The following is a 14,469-nucleotide window of genomic DNA, read 5'->3' on the forward strand; positions in this document are numbered from 1 at the left end:
GATCAGATAGTAACAACTATGCGACCGTTAATTTCACCTTTGAGCATATCATCAAAAATTTCGTTAATGTCCTCTAAGCGCTTTTCTTCAATAATTGCTTTTACTTTACCTTGCGCTGCAAACTCTAAACATTCTTGTAAATCTTTACGTGTACCAACAATAGAGCCCACTACCGAAATGCCATTAAGAACAGTATCAAAAATAGGAAGCGGCATATCCTCTGGAGGTAAGCCCACTAATACACATTTACCGCCACGGCGTACACTTTTATAAGCTTGTTCAAACCCAGCTTTAGATACCGCGGTACACACAACGCCATGCGCGCCACCTACTTGTTCAAAAATAGCTTCGCTAGGAACAACATCTTTAAAATCGAGTGTTATATCTGCTCCGAGTTCTTTAGCAAGGGCGAGCTTTTCTTTACCTGTATCAACAGCAACTACATTAAAGCCCATTGCTTTAGCGTATTGTACGGCTAAGTGGCCAAGACCACCCACACCAACAATAGCAACCCACTGCCCTGGCTTAGCACCGGAGACTTTTAACGCTTTGTAAGTTGTAACACCTGCACAAAATAAAGGAGCAGCTTCTAAAAACCCAAGCCCCTCTGGTATTTTTACAACGTAATCACCGTGTGCCAAACAATACTCAGCATAACTACCATCAATAGAATAGCCGGTATTATGTTGGGATAAACACAATGTTTCTTTCCCATCTAAACAAAACTCACAGTGGCCACATGCGCTGTAAAGCCAAGGGATCCCGACCCTGTCGCCAACGTCTAAATGCTTTATATTAGTACCCACTTTTTCAATAACGCCAACACCTTCGTGACCTGGTACTAAGGGCATTTTGGGTTTTACTGGCCAATCGCCATGACAAGCATGTAAGTCGGTGTGGCAAACACCACAAGCCGCTATTTTTACTAAAACGTCGTTTGTTCCAACCTCAGGGATTGGCAGATCTATTATTTGTAATTTACCTTTATATTCATTATTAATTGCAGCTTTCATAGTCATTCCATCGTATGTGAAAAAATTAAAAATAAGGATTTATTTAACGAACCTGAACTCTGGTTAAGAGATTTACTAACATATTTAGCCATGATGATATTTAAATTTGTTTATCTCTAGCCAGAGATGTTCAGTGAAAACAAGGCGAATTTACGCGTCAATAGCGGGCCTATTGCAAGTAAATTCAACGCAGTTAGCGCTGAAAATAACTGCTTGAGATAGATTTATTATCCAGAGTTCAGGTTAACTATCATCTGTACAACATAACCCAATATAGATGTATAAATATTAATCTAAATCAGACTTTAGTCGTTAAAAATTATTTATATAAGAGCTAAGAACTTGCTATACAAAATGAGCGTGCTAGCATTAGTTTCTGAATTTATTGAAAGTTAATAAGCTATGAGTTTATCCGAAAAGAATTTTGCCTTTGTAATGCATTGTGGTGAGATGGGCAGTCGCTGGGGATTCAATCGTACAATCGGGCAAATGTGTGGCTTGCTGATTATTACTAAAAATCCTATGACCGCAAACGAAATTGCCGATGCGTTAAGTATTTCTCGCGGTAATGTAAGTATGGGTATTAAAGAATTGCAATCGTGGCAATTAATTAGAGTGCAGCATATTCCAGGAGATCGTAAAGAATACTATGCTCCTGCTGGTGATATTTGGGATATGGCAAATCGCGTATTTGAAGAGCGAAAAAAGCGTGAAATTGAACCAACGCTAACACTGCTACGTGATAACTTATTAGACGAAGCCAGTAATGAAGATGAGCTTTACGCACAAAAACAGATGGGGGAAATTCATAACCTGCTTGAAACCGTAACAAAGTGGTCGTCTGAACTACAGCGCTTAACGCCTGAGCAGCTTAATAAACTTATGAAGCTTGGTTCTGGTATTGGTAAAGTTATTGATTTAAAAGATAAGATATTTAAAAAAGAATAAAGCCGCAATTGCGGCTTTATTTATATGTATATTTCAAGAATTAGATTTTTGGGTAACCAATTCTATCTGACAAGTAACCAACACTTGTAGCAAAGTAGTATGAACGATTCCAATGCATAAATACTTTATAATTATCGTACGCTAAATACATACGACCATTTATATCATCTGGCATAACAAGTGCTGCACGTACATCGACATTAGGTAAATCAGAGCCGTCAGCTTTGCGTACACCTAATGCTTGCCAATCAGCTAGCGAACGCTCTGAATCATTCCAATATTCTAACCACTGCTTGCGTGTTTTTGTTCCACGAACTAATACATATTTACTATCAAAATTTTCAGGTAATTGAACTTGGCGACCCCAAGTAAGGGAGTCATTCCAACCCTCTTGCTTTAAATAATTAGCAATTGAAGCAAAAGCATCCTCTTTTGTCGTCCAAATATCTTTGCGACCATCGTTATTGTAATCAACTGCGTATGCATTAAATGAGGTCGGCATAAATTGCGTTTGCCCCATGGCACCAGCCCACGACCCTTTAAATTTGTCTAAAGTAATATGACCCGATTTTAAAATGTCGAGTGCCGCCCAAAGTTGGCGTTTATAAAGTGCTTCTCTTCGCCCGTCAAAAGCAAGTGTTACAAGCGATGAAATAACGTTATGACCACCCTGAATAGCGCCAAAGTTACTTTCAAGGCCCCAAAGCGCAACGATAAAGCGTGCTTGCACACCAAACTCTTTTGCTACTTGCTCAAGTACTTCTTTGTTTTCTCCGTATAATTTACGTGCACGATCAATTTTCCATTGAGGTACTCGTTTTGGTAAATAAGTTTCAAGAGTTTCTTTTACCTCGGGCTGATTTTTATCAGCTGATACAATTTTTTCTTTGTAAGTGGCCGTTGCAAAAGCATCATCAATAAGTTTTTCTTCGTAGCCCTTAGCGATTGCCTCTTGCTTTAAACTAGTTAAATACTCTTGAAATTCTGCTTGGGTTTTTGCCATCACAGATGAGCTTAAACATACACCACATAATAAAACGATAAGTTTTTTAATCACTATCCACTCCATTTTCTTTTCGTAACTGACTTAACAAATTAGGCTCTGGTGGTGGAAGCTGTAAATAATAGCCTTTCTCAATCAATGACGCTTTTACAGACTCTAAATCAGAACCACCTAAATGCTCACGCTTTGCTAAGTTTATGATCATCACATAATGAGGTTGACCAAACATAGTCATTAAAGGTTCCGGAACTTTGTCAAAATCATCTCTTTTTTCGACAAATAAGAACGTATCCGCTTTTTTCTTACTTTTATACACTGCAGTCAGCATTATGACCCTATAAATTCTTGCTTAACAATGCTTCGCACTATAACATGAGAGTAATAATAAGTTAGAAAAATTAGATTAGAAATTTGAATAAAGGGCCTATTCAGCCTACGTTTATCTAAATTTAATTTCTGATCAGACAATCCAATTGAGCGTGTATGTCAGACCAAATTTTTGAGCTAAAAGGAAATCTTTTTACGTTATCAGTTTTGCATCTTTATAGTACTGATATAAACCTTTTAGCAGAGCAGTTGTATGTAAAAATAGCCCAAGCACCTAAATTCTTTGAAGGTGCTCCTATTGTTGTTAATTTAATTGAGATAAAAAATAGTTCTCTCGATTTTGTACATTTAAAATCATTAATAGAACGCATGAGTTTTAATGCTGTTGGTATTTGTAATGGTTCTGATGAGCAAAATGTACAAGCAAAGGCTGCTGGTCTATCTGTTTTAAATTATTCACAAGACGTTAAGTCTGAACCTGTTAAACAAGAGCCTAATACTTCTATCGTAGAAAAAAACGTTATTTTGCCAGCGCAAATTATTAACGGTACGGTACGTTCAGGACAGCAAGTATATGCAAAAGATCGAGACTTAATTGTACTAGGTGCTGTAAGCCACGGTGCAGAAGTAATTGCCGATGGCAATGTACATATATATGGAACCCTTCGCGGACGAGCTATTGCTGGCGCGAAAGGGTTAAAAGACGCACACATATTTTGTCACCGCTTAGAAGCAGAGCTTGTTTCTATAAATGGCAATTACTGGATCAGCGATTCGCTACAAGGCGAACACTGGGGTAATGCTGTGCAAATACAACAAAAAAATGAATCATTAGAAATTTCAGCTTTGGTTAAAGGATAAATCTCATGGCAAAAGTAATTGTCGTTACCTCGGGTAAAGGCGGTGTTGGTAAAACAACATCAAGTGCTGCTATTGGCACTGGCTTAGCTTTAAAAGGCTATAAAACAGTTATTATCGACTTTGATATTGGTTTACGTAACCTCGATTTAATCATGGGTTGTGAACGCCGTGTAGTATATGACTTTGTAAACGTAATTAACGGTGAAGCAAAACTTAACCAAGCACTTATTAAAGATAAGCGTGTAGATAAATTATTTTTATTACCCGCTTCGCAAACACGTGATAAAGACGCACTAACTCGCGAAGGTGTTGAGCGCGTACTTAACGAACTAAAAGAAGACTTTGATTATATCGTTTGTGATTCACCAGCGGGTATAGAAGCTGGCGCAATGATGGCAATGTACTTTGCAGATGAAGCAATTGTAACGACAAACCCTGAAGTTTCGTCAGTACGAGATTCTGACCGTATTTTAGGTATTTTACACAGCAAATCAAAACGTGCTGAAGAAGGTTTAGAAAATATTAAAGAGCATTTATTATTAACACGCTATAATCCAGAACGTGTTGCTAAAGGCGAAATGCTATCTGTTGAAGACGTACAAGACATTTTAGCAATTCCATTATTAGGTGTTATTCCTGAATCGCAAGCAGTATTGAGCGCATCAAACTCGGGTCAACCGGTTATATTAGACAGTGAGTCTGATGCTGGTCAGGCGTATGCTGATGCAATTAATCGCTTACTCGGTGAAACCGTCGATTTTCGCTTCTTAGATGTAGAGAAAAAAGGCTTATTTAAACGGATTTTTGGAGGTTAACGTGTCTTTACTTGACTACTTCCGCTCAGAAAAGAAAAATAGTGCGTCATTAGCAAAAGAGCGATTGCAGATCATTGTCGCGCACGAGCGTTCCCAACGAGGAACTCCGGATTACTTACCACAATTAAAACAAGATATTTTAGATGTGATCCGCAAATACGTGAACGTAAGCAGCGATGCAGTACAGGTACAGTTTGATCAAAACGAAGATGATTTAGCCGTGCTTGAGCTAAACGTTACATTACCTGATGAAGAAAGAAAGTAATTAAAGAATGGGCGCTACTAATTAATGGCGCCCTCTTCTTTAAACACTATTTACTGAACAATTAAAAATTGTCATGCTCTATTACAGTATGAAATATTTAGCTGTTTGTTTAAACCTTTCAGTAGCTTGCATATACTTTTTACTTATACTTTAACTACATAAAGCAATATAACCTGCCGATACATTTTGGTTTACAAACTACCTGTATATAAAACTTATCTCTGTGTTTAATCCTTAAACTAAAAAAAGTTTATAGCGACTTACAAACGTCATATTTAAATTAAAAACATGTCAACTAAACTCGCTTTTTAGCACGCTATTAATATGTGTCTAAAGCAATCAGCTAAATATTAAATTATAAGTACAATTGAAACCTATAATAGATGTAAGCAGCATTAACCCAAAGTAAGTTGTTGGTATTAAAAAATTAATACTGCTTTATTTATTCGATAGAATTAGAGTACTAAGTATCCCATTCTTTTAGCGCTGCTTTAACGTAGTCATAACGCCAAGAGCTTAATAAATCGGGCTTGATATGCTTTAGTTTTTGTTCTGAAGTTAGTTTCCAATTCCAGCTAATCAATTGATTAACTTGCTTTTTAGATGCCATAACATCTTCAGGAATATTATGCTCTTTTGCTACTTTAGTGATTTTTTGTTTTACATCTTTTGCTACTTTTTTATAAGTAGGAAAATCAATTAAACGCTTTAGAGTCTCTGGGTGCTGCTCATCTGGTATCAGTTTAGCGACCTCAATACACTTAAGAATTTCTACACCAGAGCGATTAACTTCAATTGCTTCAACGCCTGGTATTTGTCTAAGTGCATTTAAACTAGACGGACCACGTTTAGCAATCTCAGTCATGTTATGTTCTTTAAGAACAAAGTTAAGCGCTAAATTTTTACGTATTGCTTTACTTCGACGCCATGCAGCAAGCTCTTTTAAAACGGCTAATTCATGTGGTTTAAGTTGCCAAGCATTTTTTATGTCTTTGTATAAAAGATCATCCGGTGTTTGAAAAGCACGTTTATTAGCAATTAACTCACTTTCATTTATTACAATATCAAATAAATCAGCGGCTTTAATACGCTCTATAATTAATTCAAAACAGGGCAATAAATGAAATGTATCAGCAGCTGCATAATCAAGTTGTTTTGTTGTTAACGGGCGTTGCAGCCAATTGGTACGAGATTCACTTTTATCTATTTCAATACCTAATAGCTCTTTTACCATAAGGGCAAAGCCCATACAGTTGCCTTCACCAAGTAATTGTAATGCAAACTGTGTGTCAAATAATGGGGCTGGTACAAATCCTGCGTACTTTTGAAATACTTCGATGTCTTCTGATGGCGAATGTAGAACTTTTAAAACAGCGGGATCTTTTAAAATTTGCCAAAAATCAAATAATGACAGTTCGGCAAGTGGATCGATAAGCGCTAAATGTTCTCCATCAAAAACCTGAATAAGTGCAACTTCAGGATACAAAGTGCGACGGCGCATAAATTCGGTATCAATAGCTAAAATAGGTTTGTTTTGAATCTGCTCAACAAAGGTATTGAGTTGGTTTTGGGTTTGAATCAATTGGTATTGCACTTAGTCTCCTACAATAAAAAAGCCGGCTATTGCCGGCTTTTTTATAGGTTGCTAATCTTTCAAGGCTCTTCTGAGTATTTTACCTACATTAGTTTTAGGCAACTCATCCCTAAACTCAACGAGTTTTGGAACCTTGTAATTAGTTAAATTATCACGACAGTGTTTTATTATATCTTTTTCAGTTAAGGATTGGTCTTTTTTCACAACAAAAACTTTAACTTGTTCGCCACTTGCATCGTGAGGTACACCAATAGCAGCTACTTCTAGCACGCCTTCGTGCATTGCAACCACTTCTTCTATTTCGTTTGGAAATACATTAAAGCCCGATACGATAATCATATCTTTTTTACGGTCTACTATAAAAAAGAAACCTTCATCATCATAAGTCGCTATATCACCAGTTGCGAACCAGCCGTCTTTTAAACATTCAGCGGTAGCGTCTGGTCGTTTATAATAACCCACCATAACCTGTGGGCCTTTAACGCATAGCTCGCCAGGTTCGCCTTTTGCAGCTTCTTCACCATTATCTAGTATTAGCTTAATGTCTGTATTAGGTGCTGGTAAACCAATCGAGCCATTATAAGATTCTAAGTCATAAGGGCTTATAGTAACTAAAGGAGAACATTCGGTTAAACCATAGCCTTCCATTAATTTTGAGCCAGTCACTTTGTGCCATTTTTCAGCAACAGGACGTTGGACAGCCATACCACCACCAAGTGACATTTTGAGATGACTAAAGTCAAGATCTGCAAAACCAGGTGTGTTTAATAAGCCATTAAATAAAGTATTTACGCCAGTAATAGCTGTAAATTTAGTTTGCCCTAACTCTTTTACAAACCCTGGCATATCACGAGGATTGGTAATTAATAAGTTTAAACCACCATATTTCATAAAGGTTAAGCAGTTAGCCGTTAGTGCAAAAATATGGTAAAGCGGTAAAGCGGTAACAACCACTTCCTTACCACGAACCAATACATTATCTAAACAACCTGATACTTGCTCTAAGTTACCTACCATATTTCCATGGCTTAACATCGCACCTTTAGATACACCCGTAGTTCCACCGGTATATTGTAAAAATGCTAAATCATTTAAACCCATTTCTGGACGTTTATATGCATTTTCGTCTGCATCTAATAAATCCGAAAACTTAATTGGGTTTGGTAAACTAAACTTAGGTACCATTTTTTTAATGTACTTAACAACAAAGTTTACTATGTGCTTTTTAATACCACCCACCATATCGCCTACTTGCGTCACTACAATGTGTTTAACATCAGTGTGTGCAAGTGACTTTTCGAGCGTGTCAGCAAAGTTTGCAAGTATAAAAATAGCTGTTGTATCAGAGTCTTTTAATTGGTGTTCTAACTCACGAACAGTATAAAGTGGGTTAACGTTAACAACCACACAACCTGCACGCAAAATACCTAAGATAGTTACTGGTGTTTGCAGTAGGTTAGGCATCATAACAGCAACTTTATCGCCTTTTTTAAGACCTAAGTTATTTTGGATGTAGGAAGCAACTTTTTTAGTCGCTGTATCAACTTCGTCATAAGATAACGTTTTACCCATATTAGAAAATGCAGGTAAATCTTTGTAATCACTAAAACTTTTTTCAAATACTTCGAGTAACGAGTTGTAATGCTCAGGATCGATTGTTTCAGGCATACCCTCTGGGTAGCGCTTAAGCCAGATTTTTTCCACTCTTAGCCCCTGTTTATAATTATATTTTTATTAACCTTAATCTAAGTAAGGCACTTTAACAATTGAGCAAATACTCTAATGCGATGATAATCCCACATTTAGCGTTAATATACAATTAACATGCACCACTTTGCACCATAAATGCATTTATGTGCTCAAAACATAGTTCACTACTTTGCATATGGCAATGGTGTCCCCCATCCACATGAATAACATTCAAGTTGTTGTAATAACTAACATACTTTGCCAAATTTTGTTTCACAAATGAATAGCCTTCATTGCCTAAAATTAACTGACATGGTGCAGATAAATCTTTTATTGCACCAATACATTGCGCCTCATCAAACCTAAAACCTGAGTGATTTTTAAGCTTTGGATCTGTTGTTAATTTAAATCCGCCTGATACTGATTTTATATTTCGATCCATTAAAAGCGCAATAAGTTCATTATTTAAGTCGGTTGTTAGTGATCGCGCTTCATAAATAAGTTCTTTAGATTTGTAAATTCTCGGCTTTTTACTTTTTAATCGCGACCTATTTAACACCGCACTTTTTAACTGCTCACACACACTTTCGCTTGGGGTGGTAATGCAACCAATTCCTTCTATAAAGGTAACTGACTTTACATAACTATTAAAACAACTAGCGAACAATCCTGCGACCATAGCCCCCATAGAATGCCCCACTAAATGTACTTTTTTAACACCAAGTGCATTTATAAGTTGGTATACATCATCTATATAATCAACAAAATAATAATGTGCGTCATCACTTCGCCAAGACGAAAAACCATGCCCTGCAAAATCAACACAATACCAAGTTTGTTCTGGTTGTGCATTAACTAACATAGGTACAAAGCTGCTACTATTATCTAACCAGCCATGTAAAGCAATAACAATCTCATCACCGCAACCGGTCTTTAAACCATGAATATTTAAATTATTGGTTTTAATATTAAAGGGCTGCACACCATACCTCTTCTTTTTAGTTATTATTATTTATAGCATACAAGTTGTCAGACCACTAACATGTAAATTCAACCCACTTATCTAGCCAATTAACAGCTTATATTATGCAATACTAAGTGCATTAATGTAATAAAACTAATTATTTCAAAACCTTAAATAAACATTAGGTCTTAATATCTATCAAGCAACCTAATTAATTATTATTTTGTGCTAAGTTTTTTACTGAATCTGGGTATATCAGACGGTTATAGTAACTATAAACTATAAAAATGATCTGTTAGATAAAGTAAGCTTATTAATTGTTATTCATCTCATATATTCATTTATTTATAACACTTACGGTATACAATAAATGCGGCTATTAAATTAAGGTACACATAAGGTACAACCATGAAAAAACAGATCAGTTTGTTGGCACTTTTATGCACCACTTGCGGTGCTTACGCAGAATCAGCTCCTAAAAATGTAATTTATATGATTGGTGACGGCATGGGTCCGGCTTACACCACTGCTTATCGCTATTTTAAAGATGACCCTGCGACTAAAGAGATCGAAGGTACTGTTTTCGATACGATTTTAAAAGGCATGGCGCATACTTACCCTGATGACCATACATATGTAACTGATAGCGCAGCAGGTGCGACAGCGCTTAGTAGCGGCCATAAAAGTTATAATGGTGCTATAGCGGTAGATACAGATAAAAAACCAGTTAAAACGATGCTTGAAATAGCTAAAGAACGCGGTATGACCACAGCCCTTGTTGTAACATCACAAATTAACCACGCAACTCCAGCAAGCTTTGCAGCCCATAACGAATCTCGAAATAACTACGATGATATAGCAAATGATTACATTGATAATAAAATTGCCGGTAAATTACCTGTCGATTTAATGCTAGGGGGTGGTACTAAATACTTTATTCGTGAAGATCGTAATATTGTTGATGAATTTAAAGCTGCCGGTTATCAATATGGTGACGACATTAAAAACCTAGGGCAAATTACACAAATACCTGCAATTGGCTTATACGCATCTAAAGGCTTGCCTTTTGCATTAGATGAAAACCCAACTCGCCTGACTCAATTAACGTCTAAAGCACTTGATTTACTAGACGGTCAAAACAAAGAAGGATTTTTTGTAATGATTGAGGGAAGCCAAATTGATTGGTGTGGGCACGCCAACGATATTGCCTGTGCGATGGCTGAAATGGACGACTTTGCTAAATCAATCGAGAAAGCAAAAGCGTACGTTGATAAAAACAAAGACACTATTTTAGTTATAACAGCCGATCACTCAACGGGCGGCCTAACTATTGGTGCGCACGGCCAATATAAATGGGAAACTGAGGTAGTTAAAGGGGTTAAAGCATCAGCTTCTAAATTAACTAATCTGCTTATGGAGTCTAATAATTTAAAGTCGGTTTGGACTGCTAATACAAATATTGAGTTTACAACTGAAAATCAAATTAAACTCGAACAAGCTAAAAAAATGGGCGAAAAGGCACTTAACTTAGCAGTTAAAAGTATTATTAGTGATACAAGCTTTACTGGCTGGACAACTGGCGGGCACACTGCTGTAGACGTTCAAGTATTTGCTTATGGCAAAGGCAGCGAGCAATTTATTGGTTCGCAAAACAATACAGATATTGCAGATAAGCTAATTGGCTTTATTGAACAATAATTTAAGACTTTGTTTTGTATAATACAAAAGCCCGAACATATGTTCGGGCTTTTTATTGAGCTACACAATTTTACTAAATTAAAGCGCTAAAGTTTTAAGCGTATATATCAACGCCTATTAAATTTTTAACTTCTGCTCTGCGCTCTAAATTAGCGAATTCAGTGTAAGTCGAAATTGCTTTACTAATTTTAGCTGATGGTTGGTCATAAATTGTTTGGCTGTATTCATTGCTTTTAGCACTGGTTTTAAACAGCTGATTGGCAAGCTCTACGCCCTCTTTACTGCTTTTTACATAATCAGTATTCGTTTTTTGGACAGCAGGTTGTTCTAATAAACTTTGTGGTTTATTAGTAACAATTTTAGTAGAGCTAACCCTACCTGGAATATCCCCTGTAAAAAAACCTGAACCAATAGGCAGCGTCATTACGCGTCTCCAACCTTAATCTTACTTAAAATTATGATTTAAAAACAACCAATTTGCAAATAATGTTGCTACTCACGACCTGGTAACTTTTTCCAAGTAACCGTATCACGTACATACTTAGGTTGTGCATCGCTCGCTTTTACAACGTCTCCCGCTAAAAAAGCAGCTTCAACTTGAGCCAACATATAACGAGCGTCTGGCAATGTAATGTCACTATTAATTGTAACATTATCAAAACTGTTCAGTGCATCAGGGTATGTTTTAAAGCCTGTGCCTACCGCTATAGATGACTCAGTTGTTGCTATATAATCATTATTTAGTAAGTCAGGTTTTATTACGCACTCTTGATTAACTAAAAGCATTAAATTATTTTGCGCTTGGTAATGTGCAAAGTATATTTCGCCCATACGTGCATCTATACTTGGGTAAACGCTCACACTACCGTTTTGTTCAAATGCTTGTTGCGCCATAATTCCTAGGGTTGATACACCTACAAGCGGTAAATTAGCTGAATATGCTAAGCCCTGCGCTATAGCTACACTAATACGTACACCAGTAAAACTGCCAGGTCCTTGACCAAATCCTATAACATCTAAATCCTTTAGTTTGCAGTTTGCTTTAGTTAATAACTCGTCAATAAGCGGTAGAATTTTTTGACTATGCTGCTGCGGACATTCTTCAAAATGATGAAATGTTTGGCCCTGAAAATGCAAAACAATTGATAATGCTTCAGTTGAAGCGTCAAGGGCAAGAATGTTACTTTTAATCATTTTATTACTCTAATTAATTTGTTGTAAAAATTTATTGGCATCTTCTAAACTACGCGTTCGGCGCATTGGCGGCAGACTTTTTAAAAAGACTTGCCCGTATTGGCGTGTAACTAGGCGGTTATCGCATATTACAAGTACGCCTTTGTCTTTAGTATCTCGTATTAAACGTCCAACACCTTGTTTAAGTGCAATAACAGCTTGTGGTAATTGTATATGCGCGAATGGATCTTTTCCCTGCATTTGGCAATCTTGCATTTTGGCTTGTAGTAATGGATCGTCTGGTGCCGCAAATGGTAACTTATCAATAATAACACAGCTTAGCGTGCTACCGCGTACATCAACACCTTCCCAAAAAGAAGCAGTGCCAAGTAATACAGCATTACCGTGGCGCGTAAATTTTTCTAAAATAATACGCTTAGACATCTGCCCCTGCATATAAACCGGGTAGTCTATTTGTGTAGTAAGCCCTTCAGCTACTAAGTGCATCATTCGATAACTAGTAAAAAGTACAAAGCAACGTCCTTGCGCTGATTTTATAAGCTCAAGTGTTAATTTTACAATCGCATGTGGCATGTTATCAGCGTGCGATTCTGGTAAATAGCGAGGTAAACATAGTAGCGCCTGATTTGGATAATCAAACGGGCTATCTACCATCATGCTTTGTTTTGGTTTTAAGCCAAGGCTTGCATTAAAGTGCTCTAGTTTGTTGTCAACAGAGAGCGTTGCTGATGTAAAAACAAAGCCAGCACCGGTGTCTTGCATCATCTGAGCAAATTTAGCCGATACATTTAAAGGCGTTATATTAATAGTTAAATAACGCCGTGTTGTTTCATACCAATAACTAAAACCAGTTTGAGCCGTGTCAAAAACACGCTCTAGCTGACCTTTAAAAGCCAGTGTACGCTCAAATGGGTGCTCTATTTTATCGCTTCGGTCTAAGCACAGCTTTAATACTTGGTAAACAAAATCTAAGTCGCTAATTACGCGATGTAGCGCAGCACATATTAATTTATCGCTGAGTTTTTCTCGCCAATCCCCTCTACTTCCATCTACACCAAACTGCAGTCGTAAATCGGCAACACTCGTTTCTAATTTATTTAAGCTTTTACCTAGCTGCAACATATCTGGAATTTCGGATCTGTAAATAGCACGTAAATCATTTATTAAATCCACCAGCTTTTTAGTACCCACACTTTCGCCAAAGTAATCACTGGCAATTTCGCTTAACTGATGAGCCTCGTCGAATATGTAAGCGTCAGCTTTAGGCATAAGTTCAGCAAAACCACTTTCTTTTACTGCCATATCTGCAAAAAATAAATGATGATTAATAACAACCACATCAGCATCAGCCGCTGTTAATCGCGCTTTACGTACATAACAACTTTGAAAATCGGGGCATTCTTTACCTAGACAATTGTCGGCCGTTGAATTTACATAAGGCAGCACTTTGGCATCATCTTCTATACCAATACAATCGGCTAAATCGCCTGTTTGCGTCTCACTTGCAAACTTAGCGACCATCGCAAGTTGGTGCATTACATCAGAATCATCAGTCGGTACATGAGCAACATGTTGATTTAGTCTGTAAGTACATAAGTAGTTAGCTCGTCCTTTCAATAAGGCTGTTTTTTTAGAAGCGCTTAAAGCTTTAACTAACTGAGGTAAATCACGATGGTATAACTGTTCTTGTAGGGCTTTTGAACCTGTAGAAATAATGGTTCTGCCTTTTGACTTAAGTGCAGGTGCTAAATAAGCAAACGTTTTGCCTGTACCTGTACCGGCTTCAACTACCAATTGGGAACTGCTTTTTAATGCATCTGCAACGGCTACAGCCATATCTATTTGAGGCTGACGTGGTGTATATCCATCTAAAGATAACGCCAACGGCCCGGTTGCACTAAACAGCTGTTTGATAATACCAATCACTTTACAAGAAATAATAACGGGATTTTACGTAAGCAAAGCGTTGAGGGCAAGCAATTAGAAATCTTGTGTAATAAATTAAAACCATCTGGTTATAATTTATTTGTAACCTAACAAATTTGTTATTGTTCAATGCTTGTTTAGAAAATTTCATTTTTACATAAGTACGTAAAAT

General features: G+C 36.9%; 14 protein-coding genes. 5 read left to right on the plus strand and 9 right to left on the minus strand.

Going from position 1 to position 14,469, the window contains the following annotated elements; all coding sequences use genetic code 11:
• Positions 1-2: 2 nt before the first annotated feature.
• Positions 3-1,013 (minus strand): alcohol dehydrogenase AdhP, encoded by a 1,011-nt coding sequence (gene adhP, locus GQR56_RS08030; RefSeq protein WP_166110198.1) that lies wholly within the window; start codon positions 1,011-1,013, stop codon positions 3-5.
• A gap of 402 nt (positions 1,014-1,415) precedes the next feature.
• Here adhP and GQR56_RS08035 point away from each other — a divergent pair, with 402 nt between their 5' ends.
• On the plus strand, positions 1,416-1,961 hold the full coding sequence (locus GQR56_RS08035; protein ID WP_166110201.1) for a MarR family transcriptional regulator: 546 nt from the start codon (positions 1,416-1,418) through the stop codon (positions 1,959-1,961).
• A 40-nt stretch (positions 1,962-2,001) separates the two neighbouring features.
• On the opposite strand, the gene GQR56_RS08040 is transcribed toward GQR56_RS08035, so the two are convergent.
• A complete protein-coding gene (locus GQR56_RS08040; protein ID WP_166110204.1) occupies positions 2,002-3,018 on the minus strand; it encodes a lytic murein transglycosylase in 1,017 nt (338 codons plus the stop codon).
• Positions 3,011-3,292 (minus strand): YcgL domain-containing protein, encoded by a 282-nt coding sequence (locus tag GQR56_RS08045; protein WP_024611105.1) that lies wholly within the window; start codon positions 3,290-3,292, stop codon positions 3,011-3,013. Before GQR56_RS08045 ends, GQR56_RS08040 begins: the two co-directional genes overlap by 8 nt.
• A 155-nt stretch (positions 3,293-3,447) precedes the next feature.
• Here GQR56_RS08045 and minC point away from each other — a divergent pair, with 155 nt between their 5' ends.
• Genes minC through minE form a run of 3 tightly spaced genes read left to right on the plus strand, consistent with a single transcriptional unit; the run spans position 3,448 to position 5,232 of the window.
• Positions 3,448-4,152, plus strand: a complete 705-nt coding sequence (minC, locus tag GQR56_RS08050) for a septum site-determining protein MinC (RefSeq protein ID WP_024611104.1) — start codon at positions 3,448-3,450, stop codon at positions 4,150-4,152.
• A 5-nt stretch (positions 4,153-4,157) separates the two neighbouring features.
• Complete coding sequence (gene minD / locus GQR56_RS08055) at positions 4,158-4,967, plus strand: septum site-determining protein MinD (protein WP_008172113.1); 810 nt, start codon at positions 4,158-4,160, stop codon at positions 4,965-4,967.
• Between the two features lies 1 nt (position 4,968).
• Positions 4,969-5,232: a cell division topological specificity factor MinE gene (gene minE / locus GQR56_RS08060; RefSeq protein ID WP_008172115.1), complete on the plus strand. Its 264-nt coding sequence runs from the start codon at positions 4,969-4,971 to the stop codon at positions 5,230-5,232.
• A gap of 463 nt (positions 5,233-5,695) precedes the next feature.
• Here the strand turns inward: minE and rnd are convergent, their stop codons facing one another.
• From rnd to GQR56_RS08075, 3 genes are all read right to left on the minus strand, one after another.
• On the minus strand, positions 5,696-6,826 hold the full coding sequence (gene rnd, locus GQR56_RS08065; RefSeq protein ID WP_166110207.1) for a ribonuclease D: 1,131 nt from the start codon (positions 6,824-6,826) through the stop codon (positions 5,696-5,698).
• 51 nt (positions 6,827-6,877) lie between these two features.
• On the minus strand, positions 6,878-8,530 hold the full coding sequence (gene fadD / locus GQR56_RS08070) for a long-chain-fatty-acid--CoA ligase FadD (protein ID WP_166110210.1): 1,653 nt from the start codon (positions 8,528-8,530) through the stop codon (positions 6,878-6,880).
• 115 nt (positions 8,531-8,645) lie between these two features.
• Positions 8,646-9,497 carry an alpha/beta fold hydrolase gene (locus tag GQR56_RS08075; protein WP_166110212.1) on the minus strand — a complete coding sequence of 284 codons (852 nt, stop codon included), beginning with the start codon at positions 9,495-9,497 and terminating at the stop codon, positions 8,646-8,648.
• Between the two features lie 390 nt (positions 9,498-9,887).
• Here GQR56_RS08075 and GQR56_RS08080 point away from each other — a divergent pair, with 390 nt between their 5' ends.
• Positions 9,888-11,177, plus strand: coding sequence for an alkaline phosphatase (locus GQR56_RS08080; protein ID WP_166110215.1), 1,290 nt, complete (start codon positions 9,888-9,890; stop codon positions 11,175-11,177).
• Positions 11,178-11,271: 94 nt separating this feature from the next.
• On the opposite strand, the gene GQR56_RS08085 is transcribed toward GQR56_RS08080, so the two are convergent.
• The 3 genes from GQR56_RS08085 to GQR56_RS08095 form a co-directional block, all read right to left on the minus strand.
• Positions 11,272-11,601: a hypothetical protein gene (locus tag GQR56_RS08085; protein ID WP_024611099.1), complete on the minus strand. Its 330-nt coding sequence runs from the start codon at positions 11,599-11,601 to the stop codon at positions 11,272-11,274.
• 68 nt (positions 11,602-11,669) lie between these two features.
• Complete coding sequence (gene tsaB / locus GQR56_RS08090; protein ID WP_166110218.1) at positions 11,670-12,371, minus strand: tRNA (adenosine(37)-N6)-threonylcarbamoyltransferase complex dimerization subunit type 1 TsaB; 702 nt, start codon at positions 12,369-12,371, stop codon at positions 11,670-11,672.
• A gap of 9 nt (positions 12,372-12,380) precedes the next feature.
• Entirely contained in the window at positions 12,381-14,297 is a 1,917-nt protein-coding gene (locus tag GQR56_RS08095) for an ATP-dependent DNA helicase (RefSeq protein WP_166110221.1), read from the minus strand.
• Positions 14,298-14,469: the final 172 nt, after the last annotated feature.

This window comes from Pseudoalteromonas sp. Z9A5 (assembly GCF_011378875.1).
Taxonomy (GTDB): Bacteria; Pseudomonadota; Gammaproteobacteria; order Enterobacterales; family Alteromonadaceae; genus Pseudoalteromonas.